8 protein-coding genes are annotated in these 10,971 nt (G+C 62.1%); 7 read left to right on the top strand and 1 reads right to left on the bottom strand.

Going from position 1 to position 10,971, the window contains the following annotated elements; translation table 11 throughout:
* Positions 1-364: 364 nt before the first annotated feature.
* The 7 genes from X760_RS56160 to X760_RS56130 all read left to right on the top strand — a co-directional run bounded on the left by X760_RS56160 (position 365) and on the right by X760_RS56130 (position 9,190).
* On the top strand, positions 365-826 hold the full coding sequence (locus X760_RS56160) for a MerR family DNA-binding transcriptional regulator (protein WP_023719513.1): 462 nt from the start codon (positions 365-367) through the stop codon (positions 824-826).
* Between the two features lie 237 nt (positions 827-1,063).
* Positions 1,064-2,860, top strand: a complete 1,797-nt coding sequence (locus X760_RS56155) for an acyl-CoA dehydrogenase (RefSeq protein WP_023719512.1) — start codon at positions 1,064-1,066, stop codon at positions 2,858-2,860.
* Between the two features lie 114 nt (positions 2,861-2,974).
* Positions 2,975-4,144, top strand: a complete 1,170-nt coding sequence (locus X760_RS56150; RefSeq protein ID WP_023719511.1) for an acyl-CoA dehydrogenase family protein — start codon at positions 2,975-2,977, stop codon at positions 4,142-4,144.
* A 31-nt stretch (positions 4,145-4,175) separates the two neighbouring features.
* Positions 4,176-5,384, top strand: a complete 1,209-nt coding sequence (locus tag X760_RS56145) for an acetyl-CoA C-acetyltransferase (protein WP_023719510.1) — start codon at positions 4,176-4,178, stop codon at positions 5,382-5,384.
* 12 nt (positions 5,385-5,396) lie between these two features.
* The gene (locus tag X760_RS56140; protein ID WP_023719509.1) at positions 5,397-7,616 is read left to right on the top strand and encodes a 3-hydroxyacyl-CoA dehydrogenase NAD-binding domain-containing protein; all 2,220 of its coding nucleotides are present in this window, start codon (positions 5,397-5,399) and stop codon (positions 7,614-7,616) included.
* An 81-nt stretch (positions 7,617-7,697) separates the two neighbouring features.
* Positions 7,698-8,342 (top strand): helix-turn-helix transcriptional regulator, encoded by a 645-nt coding sequence (locus X760_RS56135; protein WP_023719508.1) that lies wholly within the window; start codon positions 7,698-7,700, stop codon positions 8,340-8,342.
* An 11-nt stretch (positions 8,343-8,353) separates the two neighbouring features.
* Positions 8,354-9,190: a thermonuclease family protein gene (locus X760_RS56130; RefSeq protein WP_023719507.1), complete on the top strand. Its 837-nt coding sequence runs from the start codon at positions 8,354-8,356 to the stop codon at positions 9,188-9,190.
* Here the strand turns inward: X760_RS56130 and X760_RS56125 are convergent.
* Positions 9,153-10,808 carry a lysine--tRNA ligase gene (locus X760_RS56125; protein WP_023719506.1) on the bottom strand — a complete coding sequence of 552 codons (1,656 nt, stop codon included), beginning with the start codon at positions 10,806-10,808 and terminating at the stop codon, positions 9,153-9,155. The genes X760_RS56130 and X760_RS56125 overlap by 38 nt on opposite strands.
* Positions 10,809-10,971 lie beyond the last annotated feature (163 nt).

Raw genomic sequence — 10,971 nt, 5'->3', positions numbered from 1 at the left:
GTGGTAAACAACGCGTTAACCAAGCTTAAGAAGTTGCAACTTTGTCGACTGGCTGCGGACGGCGCCGGGTGTCTTTTTGGACGCACAAAAGACGCTGTAGAATTTTGATCAGCCGCATGATCGCTCCCGAAATCGGCCACGACTTTTAGGTTATCCACCGGCGCTGCGGCATAAAGTTCCAAGCCCAGAACGCTCTTGCGTCGTAAGGCGGCTATCGATATAGCATTGACGTAAACGTAAACGAGCGGATTACGCCGTTTGTGATTTGTTTGTTGAAACCACGAGTGGAAGCACGCCCCCGCTTTCACTCAGGCGACGCAAGGTCCGCGACCGCGACGCCACCAGACGGGGAAAGCCAGTGACCATGAAACTTATTTCGCCCGGCCAAGCCGCGGCCAATACCAACGATATGTCGAGCGAAGCCGGTGAAGAGCTTGTCCGCATCGGCGAAATGGCCAAGAAATACGGAGTGACGCTGCGCACGCTGCGTTTCTATGAGGACAAGGGTCTACTCAACCCGCAGCGTGACGGCTCAACCCGTCTCTATACACGCCGCGACAGGGCCCGGCTGAAACTGATCTTGCTCGGCCGCAAGGTCGGGTTCTCGCTGCGTGACGTCAAGCAGATGATGGACCTCTACGATCCGAACGGCTCCAACACCAAGCAGTTGCGGTTGGCGCTCGACAAGTCGGAGAAGCAGCTTGCCCGCCTGCAGAAGCAGCGGGCGTTGATCGATGACGCTATCAGCGAACTGAGTGCCTCGATGTCGACCGTCCGGCAAATGCTGATCGAGCGCTCGGCGCCGCAGGCCAGCGTGGCGAGCTAAACTAAACCTGCCGATTTCTGACGAATGAGAACCGCGCGGCTTTCGCCGCGCGGTTCTTCGTCGTTACCGTCCTTCGCCGTTTGCCGTCTTGGCGCGCGGGAGAAAATTTGCCCCATCGCAGAATTGACGTTTACGCAAACGTCAATATTTGTTATCTCGACCGCAACGTTGGTCCGTCTGCCATCCTCATATGCTGAGGCTGATTTCGGGGCCAAGACCGCATGGTGGAGGAAACGCATGCCGATCTACAGAGCGCCGATCCGGGACACGCTGTTCGTGCTGAACGAGGTGCTGGGCTATCAGCGCTATTCCAATCTTCCCGGATTTTCCGACGCGACGCCGGATGTGCTCGAGGCCATCCTTGCCGAGGGCGCGAAGCTCGCCGAAAACGTCATGCAGCCGCTCAACCGTGTCGGCGACGTGGAAGGTTGTGTGCGCCATGTCGACGGGTCGGTGACGACGCCAAAAGGCTTCAAGGAAGCCTTCGACCAGTATCGCGAAGGTGGCTGGATGGGGCTCGCCGCACCTGTCGAGTTTGGCGGGCAAGGCTTGCCCTATGCAGTGCATACTGCGGTTGCCGAATATATGGTGTCGGCCAATATGTCGCTGATGATGTATGCCGGACTGACGCAAGGTGCGATCGCTGCGATCATCACCCATGGCACCAAAGAGCAGAAGGCGACATGGTTGCCGAAGCTGGTCGAGGGCGCCTGGACCGGCACCATGAACCTGACCGAGCCGCACTGCGGAACCGATCTCGGCTTGCTGCGCACCAAGGCCGTTCCAAATGGCGACGGCACCTACAGGATCTCCGGCCAGAAGATATTCATCTCGGCCGGCGAGCATGACATGTCGGGAAACATCGTCCACCTCGTGCTGGCCCGTATCGAGGGCGCGCCGGATGGCGTGAAGGGCATCTCGCTGTTCATCGTGCCGAAGCTCAAGCTCGATGCATCAGGCAATCCGGGCGAGAAGAACACCGTCTCCTGTGGCTCGATCGAGGAGAAGATGGGTATCCATGGCAATTCGACCTGCGTCATGAATTATGACGACGCTGAAGGCACACTGCTCGGCGAGGCCAATGGCGGGCTGAAAGCCATGTTCACCATGATGAATGAGGCGCGGCTTGGCGTCGGCCTGCAGGGCCTCTCACTGTCGGAGGTTGCCTATCAGAATGCGGTTTCCTACGCCAAGGATCGTCTGCAGGGCCGCTCGCTGTCAGGGCTGAAGGCGCCGGACAGAAAGGCCGATCCGATCATCGTCCATCCGGACATCCGCCGCAGCCTGATGACCATGAAGGCTTTCAACGAGGCCGGCCGCGCGCTGGCGCTGTGGACGGCGATCAAGTCCGACATCGCTCACCGCTCCGGTGACGACAAGGATCGCCAGGCAGCCGATGACTATACCGGCCTGATGACGCCGGTGGTCAAGGGCGTGCTCACCGACAAGGGTTTCGATCATGCGGTAATGGCGCAGCAGGTGTTCGGAGGCCACGGCTATATAGAAGAGCACGGCATGAGCCAGTTCGTCCGCGATGCCCGCATCGCCATGATCTATGAGGGTGCCAACGGCATCCAGGCACTCGACCTCGTCGGCCGCAAGCTGGCCTTGAATGGCGGTCGCGCGGTGCAGGCGTTCTTTAGGGAAGTCGGCGAGTTCTGCGAGGAGAACCGCACCGACGAGAAGATGGCGCCCTTCACCAAGGCGCTGAAGAAGAGCCTCAACGATCTGCAGGCGGCGACGATGTGGCTGATGCAGAACGGCATGGCCAAGCCCGACAATGCCGGTGCCGCCTCGACCGACTACATGCATCTCTTCGGCCTGGTGGCGCTGGGCTATATGTGGGCGCAGATGGCCAGGGTGGCCGCAGCGAAATTGGCGAATGGCGCCGACGGCGCTTCGTCTTTCTACGACAACAAGCTGGTGACGGCGCGCTTCTTCGTGGAGCGGATCATGCCGGAGACGGCGGCGCACCTTGCCCGCATCTCCAGCGGCGCCGACACATTGATGGCGCTGCCGGCCGAAGCGTTCTAGGCTCCCCTCTTCCTCGCGAGGAGGGTGGCCGCGAAGCGGCCGGGAGAGGGCGCCACGGCAGCGCGCCAGCCTCAATTCTGGCGGCGTGCTTGGAAGGAGGATCAGAGAATAAACATGACCAGTCCCGCCGAAATCCTTGGCCTTCCAAAACCCGCCTGGGCGGCGGACGAGGTCGGCATGCTTTATGACATGGCGCACCGCTTCATGTCGGAAGAGATCGCGCCGCGTTACGACGAGTTCGAGAAGAACGAGATGGTCGACCGCGAAAGCTGGCTGAAGGCGGGTGCGGCCGGCCTGCTCTGCGCCTCGATGCCGGAGGAATATGGCGGCTCGGGCGGCAGCTTCGCGCATGAGAGCGCCATCATCGAGGCGATCGCCCATGTCGGCGTCGACGGGTTCGGCATTGGCCTGCACAATTCGATCGTCGCCCCCTACATCCTCCATTACGGCTCGGACGAGCAGAAGAAGAAATGGCTGCCGAGGCTGGCGACCGGCGAACTGATCGGCGCCATCGCCATGACCGAGCCGGGTGCGGGCTCCGACCTGCAGGGCGTCAAGACGCGCGCCGAAAAGGACGGCAACCAGTACAAGCTCAACGGCTCGAAGACCTTTATCACCAACGGCCAGCTCGCTAACTTCATCATCGTCGTCACCAAGACCGATCCGCAGAAAGGTGCCAAGGGCATCTCGCTGATCGTCGTCGAGACCGACGAGGTGGAGGGCTTCGAGCGCGGCCGCAACCTCGACAAGATCGGCCTCAAGGCCAACGACACGTCGGAACTGTTCTTCAACGACGTGCGTGTGCCGACCTCGAACCTGCTTGGCAACGAGGAAGGCCAGGGCTTCGTCCAGCTGATGCAGCAATTGCCGCAGGAGCGGCTGCAGATCGGCACCACTGCTATCGCCATGGTCGAGCGGGCGCTGGCTCTTACCATCGACTACGTCAAGGAGCGCAAGGCCTTCGGCAAGGCCATCATCGAATTCCAGAACACCCAGTTCAAGCTGGCCGAATTGAAGACCGAGGCGACCATTGGGCGCGTCTTCTATAATGACTGCGTTGCCCGCCACATTAACGGCGGCCTCGACCCGGTGACGGCCTCGATGGCCAAATACTGGCTGTCAGACCTGCAGGGAAAAGTCGTCGACGAATGCCTTCAATTGCATGGCGGCTATGGCTACATGAATGAATATCCGATTGCGCGCATGTTCCGCGACGCCCGCGTCCAGCGCATCTACGGCGGAACCAACGAGATCATGAAATTGCTGATCGGGCGCTCTCTCTGAGCGACTTTCAGCAAACCCAAGGAGCAGGAAAATGGCCGAAGCTTACGTCTATGATGCCGTGCGCACGCCGCGCGGCAGGGGCAAGAAGGATGGCTCGCTGCACGAAGTGCCGGCGGTGCGGCTCGGCGCCAAGGTGCTCGAGGCGATCCGCGACCGCAACGGGCTGGACACCGGCACCGTCGACGACATCATCTTCGGCTGTGTCGATCCGGTTGGCGAGGCGGGTGCAGTCATTCCACGTGCCGCTGCTTTCGAGGCCGGCTACGACACCAAGGCGCCTGGCATGCAGATATCGCGCTTCTGCGCCTCGGGCCTCGACGCCATCAATTTCGGCGCCGCCAAGATCGCGCAAGGCGCCGACGAGATCGTGATTGCCGGTGGCGTCGAATCGATGTCGCGGGTCGGCATGGGCGCCTCCGGCGGCGCCTGGTTCATGGATCCTTCGGTCGGCCTGCCCGGCTGGTTCGTGCCGCAAGGCATATCGGCCGACCTGATCGCCACCAAATACGGGTTTTCGCGCGACGACGTCGATGCCTACGCGGTCGAAAGCCAGAAGCGTGCCGCCAAGGCGTGGGGCGAGGGCCGCTTCAAGAATTCAGTGATCTCGGTCAAGGACCAGAACGGCCTGACCATTCTCGACCACGACGAGCACATGCGGCCTTCGACCGACATGCAGTCGCTGGCCGCTCTCAATCCGTCCTTTGTGATGCCCGGCGAAATGGGCGGCTTCGACGCCGTCGCCGTGCAGAAGCATCCCGAGGTGGAAGAGGTCAACCACGTCCACCATGCCGGCAATTCGTCCGGCATCGTCGACGGCGCGGCGGCCGTGCTGCTCGGCTCGAAAAAGGCCGGAAAGACGCTCGGCCTCAAGCCGCGCGCGCGTATCCGCGCCTTTGCCAACATCGGCTCCGAACCGGTGCTGATGCTGACCGGCCCGGTCGACGTCACCGAAAAGCTGTTGAAGCGGGCGAAGATGAAGCTGTCGGACATCGACCTGTTCGAGCTCAACGAGGCCTTCGCTTCGGTGGTGCTGCGCTACATGCAGAATTTCGAGATTCCGCATGACCGGATCAACGTCAATGGCGGCGCCATCGCCATGGGCCATCCGCTCGGCGCCACCGGTGCGATGATCTTCGGTACGGTGCTGGACGAATTGGAACGCCGCGACCTGAACACCGCGCTGGTGACGCTTTGCATCGGCGCCGGCATGGGCACCGCAACGATCATCGAACGCGTCTGACGGAGAGAGATGATGAGCTACAGCAATTTCACCCTCGACATCGACGCCGACGGCATTGCGCTGGTCACCTGGGACATGCCGGACCGTTCGATGAACGTCTTCACCCAAGAGGTGATGCTCGAACTGAACGCCATCGTCGACAAGGTGGCGAACGACGCTGCGATCAAGGGGGCGGTGATCACTTCTGGCAAGGATACGTTCTCGGGCGGCGCCGACATCACCATGCTGCACAAGATGCTGGCGACCTTCGCCGCCGACAAGGCAAAGGACCCAGAGAAGGCGACCAAGGCGCTGTTCGACAATGCGGGCTATATGAACGGCCTGTTCCGTAAGCTGGAAACCTCGGGTAAGCCGTGGGTTTCGGCGATCAACGGCACCTGCATGGGCGGCGCGTTCGAATTGTCGCTCGCCTGCCATGGCCGTGTCGCGGCCGATTCCGACAAAGTGAGGATGGCACTTCCCGAAGTGAAGATCGGCATTTTCCCCGGCGCCGGCGGAACCCAGCGCGTGCCGCGGCTGACCGACCAGCAGCAGGCGCTGCAAATGCTGACCTCCGGCCAGACGCTGTCGCCGCAGAAGGCCAAGTCGATGGGCCTGATCCATGAGATTGCCGAGCCGGACAAGCTGGTCGAAACCGCCAAGGCGATGATCAGGAACGGCTTGAAACCGGTGGCGCCGTGGGACGAAAAAGGCTTCAAGCTGCCCGGCGCTCCGATCTATTCGGTGGCCGGTGCCAATCTGTGGCCGCCGGCCATCGCCATCCTGCGCCGCGAGACCTATGGCAACTATCCCGCCGCTGCCGCCATCCTGAAATGCGTTTACGAGGGCTTGCTGGTGCCGTTCGACACCGCCTTGCGGATCGAGCAGCGCTACTTCACCGAGATCATGCAGACCAGGGAAGCGGCAGCGATGATCCGCTCGTTGTTCGTGTCGCTCCAGGAACTGAACAAGGGCGCGCGCCGCCCGGCCGGTGTGCCGGAAACGAGGTTTAAGAAGATCGGCGTGCTCGGCGCCGGCTTCATGGGCGCCGGCATTGCCTATGTGACGGCCAAGGCGGGCATTCCGGTGGTGCTGCTCGACCGTGACATGGAGTCTGCCGCCAAGGGCAAGGCGCATTCCGACAACCTTATCTCGGATCAGGTGAAGAAGGGCCGTGCCAAGCCACAGGACAAGGACCAGTTGCTGACGCTGATCACGCCGACGGCCGATTACGCCGATCTCGCCGGCTGCGATCTTGTCGTCGAGGCGGTATTCGAGGATTCGGCCGTAAAGAAGGGCGCCACCGAACAGGCCGAGGCTGTGCTCAAGCCTTCGGCGACCTTCGCCTCGAATACGTCCACCATACCGATTACATCGCTGGCCAGGAATTCGGCGCGGCCAAAGAATTTCATCGGCATCCACTTCTTCTCGCCGGTCGACAAGATGATGCTGGTCGAGATCATCCTCGGCAAGAAGACCGGCGACAAAGCGCTGGCCACCGCGATCGACTTTGTCCGCGCCATCAAGAAAACCCCGATTGTCGTCAACGATTCGCGCGGTTTCTATGTCAATCGCTGCGTACTGCGCTACATGTCGGAAGCCTACAAGATGCTGATCGAAGGTGTTCCGGCGCCGATGATCGAGAATGCGGCCAAAGCCGCCGGCATGCCGGTCGGTCCTCTGGCGTTGACCGACGAGACCGCGATCGACCTTGCCCAGAAGATCATGAAGCAGACGATGCGCGATCTCGGCGACAAGGCGGTCGACCCGAAGCAGATGGCGCTGATCAGCACGATGGTCGACACACACGGTCGCTTGGGTCGCAAGAACAGCAAGGGCTTCTACGACTATCCGGCAAAACCTGCCAAGAAGAAGCTGTGGCCAGGCCTCAGGGACCTCTACCCGCAACTGGCGCCGGAGAGGGTCGATTATGAGGAGCTGAAGCAGCGGCTGCTGGTCACCATCGCGCTTGAGGCGGCACGGGTGATGGAGGAGGGCATCGTTACCGATCCACGCGAGGCCGATGTCGGCTCGATCCTGGCCTTCGGCTTCGCGCCCTACACAGGCGGTGCACTGTCCTACATCGACGGCATCGGCGCGAAGAAATTCGTCAAGATCGCCAAGCGCCTGCAGAAGAAATACGGCGCCGAGTTCAGGGCGCCGAAGCTGCTGCTCGACATGGCCGAGAAGGGCGAGACCTTCTATGAGCGTTTCGATCCCTATGACAGGAACGAGGCCAAGGAGGCAGCGTGACGCCGTCTTCGGTGGTGGACAAGATGGCGGCCAAGAGGTAGAACAGGGAAGGTATTTTTTCCTGTTTCGAAGGAGAGCAAGGTGCTCTCGCATGACCGCGTTTGGGCCGCCATCGACGCTCTCGCCGAGCGTTATTCGCTTTCGGCCTCCGGGCTGGCCAGGCGCGCTGGCCTCGACTCGACGGCCTTCAACAAATCGAAGCGGCTGTCCTCGGATGGGCGGCCGCGCTGGCCGTCGACCGAATCGCTGGCCAAGATCATCGAGGCGACCGGCGCCTCGCTGGATGAATTTGCGGGGCTGGTCGAAGGCCGGGGTAATTCCGGCGCACTGCCCGTGCAGAAATCGTCGGTGCCGCTGCTCGGCTTCGCCCAGGCGGGCGCCGGTGGCTTCTTCGACGACGCCGGGTTTCCGGCGGGGCAGGGATGGGACCTGATCGAGCTGCCGGCACGGGCAACCGAAACCTCCTATGCGTTGAAGGTCCAGGGCGATTCCATGCTGCCGCTTTACCGCAATGGCGATGTCCTGATCGTCGAGCCGGGGGCTATCATACGAAAGGGCGATCGCGTCGTCGTCAAGACCAATGCCGGCGAGGTGATGGCCAAGGTGCTCGACCGTCAGACACCGAAGTCGATCGCGCTGGTCTCCCTCAATCCCGATCATCCGGACCGCGACATCCCCATGCGTGATGTCGAATGGGTGGCGCGGATTGTCTGGGCAAGCCAGTAGGCGCGGGGCCGGTGCGTCTGCCTCACCTTGCCTTGGCCGTTCTGGCGATTCCGGCGATGGCCACGGCAATTGTCGCTGGCGGCCGCGCCGTCCAGAACCAAAGCGGCGGCCCTGGCGAGCAAATTCAGGTCAGCGCTGAACCCCAGCCCGCCGCGCCGGCTACGTCGGCCATCTCGAAACCAGAGGCGGCCAAGCAGGCTACGCATTCAAGGGCAATCGATCCGGAAATCGTGGTGCCGCCGCAGCTCGGTTCCGACGAGCTTGAACGGATTGAGCCGCGCGCACCGTTGAGCGATCTGGCATTGGCCGGACTGCCCAGGCCGCCAAAAACGAAAATGCCTGACGACTGGAAAGGCACGAAACTGTTCCAGCCGGTCGCGCCGGCCGCCGGGGTCATCGAGGCAAAGGGCTATTCGATTGCGGTTTCCGGCATCGACATCGTCAAGCAGGACGAGACTTGCACCGACGGCGGCAAGTCTTGGAGTTGCGGCATCCGGGCGCGAACTGCCTTCCGCGCTTTTCTGCGCGGTCGTGCGGTGGTCTGTGCCGTGCCGCCCGAAGGCGGCCGTGACCTGATCGCCGCCGAGTGCCGGATCGGCAATCAGGATATCGGCCAATGGTTGGTCGAAAACGGCTGGGCGCGCGCCGCCAAGGGCGGCGCTTACATAGAAGCCGGCGAGAAGGCGCGTGCAGCGAAAAAGGGCGTCTTCGGGCCGGCGCCGAGGGTCTCAGGCCTGCCGCCGCTCCCGGCTGCGTCGCGATCCGCGCCTGTGGCGCCGGGCTCGATCCTGGAGGAGCAGGACGGCGTCCTCAAGCCGCCAGCTGACCAGCAAGCGCCCGTCGAATGAGCTCACGCGTTTCGGCAATGCCGTAGAGTGCGGCGAAGGAACCGAAGCGCGGCCCGCGTTCCTGACCTATCAGCACCTGATAAATCATCTGGAAGAAGGCGACGGAGACGCCGGGTCCACCCTCAGGGCTCTGCTTGGAACGATCCTGGTAGCGCTCGATCTTGCGCGCGACATTGAGGGCGGCGTTCTGGATCGCCTCGCCGGCGGCGTCAGCGGGCAGCGCGGCGAGCGCTTCCGAAAGTTTGGTCAGCGCCTCGCGCTCGACCGCGTCGGCGGCACGGTACACCTTAGCCGGCTTCACGAAATCGTCGAAATAGCGGATCGCATATTCGGTCAGCCGGTCGAGTTCGGGGTGAGTTGCCGGCGTCACACCCGGTGCGTGGCGCGAAATGAAGCCCCACAGCACGTCCCTGTTCTGCGCATTCGAGGCGCTGACCAGGTTGAGCAGCAGCGCGAACGACACCGGCAGGTCGATGATAGGCGGATTGCCGTCATGCATGTGCCAGACCGGATTGCCCAGCCGTTCTTTCCAATCCTGCTTCTGATAAGCAGAGAGGAACGTGTAATATTCGTCTACCGCCTTCGGGATGACGTCGAAATAAAGCTTCTTCGCGGTTCGCGGGCGCTGGAACATATAAAGGCTAAGGCTCTCGGTCGGCGCATAAGTCAGCCACTCGTCGATGGTTAGCCCATTGCCCTTCGACTTCGAGATCTTCTGGCCCTGCTCGTCGAGGAACAGCTCATAATTGAAGCCCTCCGGCGCTGGAGCATCGAGCGCACGGCAAATCTGCCCGGCGAGCTTGACGGAATCGATCAGATCCTTGCCGGACATCTCGTAATCGACGCCGAGTGCTGCCCAGCGCATCGCCCAGTCTGGCTTCCATTGCAGCTTGGCATGACCGCCGGTCACCGGCGTCTCGAAGCGCTCGCCGGTGTCCGGGTCGCGCCACACGATGGTGCCGGCGTCGAGCTTGCGCTCATCGATCGCGACTTGCATGACGATGCCGGTCTTGGGATGGATCGGCAGGAAGGGCGAATAGCTCTGCGCCCGCTCTTCACGCAGCGACGGCAGCATAATTGCCATCACCTTATCGAAGCGCTCGAGCATCTTGAGCAGCGTCGCGTCGAAGCGGCCGGAAGTATAATAGTCGGTCGAGGAAGCGAATTCGTAATCGAAGCCGAAACGGTCGAGGAAGGCGCGCAACCGTGCGTTATTGGCGGCGCCGAAGGACGAATACTCATTGGAGAAAGGGTCCGGTATCCTGGTCAGCGGCTTGCCGAGATACGCGCGCAGCATGTCCTTGTTAGGCACATTGTCCGGCACCTTGCGCAATCCGTCCATGTCATCGGAGAAGCACAGCAGCCGCGTCTTGACCTTGTCTTCGGTCAGCACTCGGAAGGCGTGGCGCACCATAGATGTGCGCGCCACCTCGCCGAAAGTGCCGATATGCGGCAGCCCCGACGGGCCGTAGCCGGTCTCGAACAGCACCGTTTCCGGGTAGCCGCTGCTCGCGTAGCGGGCGACGATCTTTTTCGCTTCCTCGAACGGCCACGCCTTGCTTTCGGCGGCGGCGGTGAGGACTTCCGGGCTGAGATCGATCGGCTGTTGTCCGGCCATGATGCTATTTCCTGCAGCTTTGCCGGCATCCGTGCCGGCAGCCGCATGCTCTAGACTATGATCCCGAAAAGTGGAACCCGGTTTCCGGGCAGGACCGTGATCAGGCAAGAAGATATGAGCCCCGTCCCATTTAGTCGGTATGGATCAGGCTTCAGGGCCTGAC

Source organism: Mesorhizobium sp. LSHC420B00, from assembly GCF_000503055.1.
Lineage (GTDB): Bacteria > Pseudomonadota > Alphaproteobacteria > Rhizobiales > Rhizobiaceae > Mesorhizobium.
The sequence above is the reverse complement of the archived record's forward strand: the minus strand, read 5'-3'. Positions and strand labels throughout refer to the sequence as shown.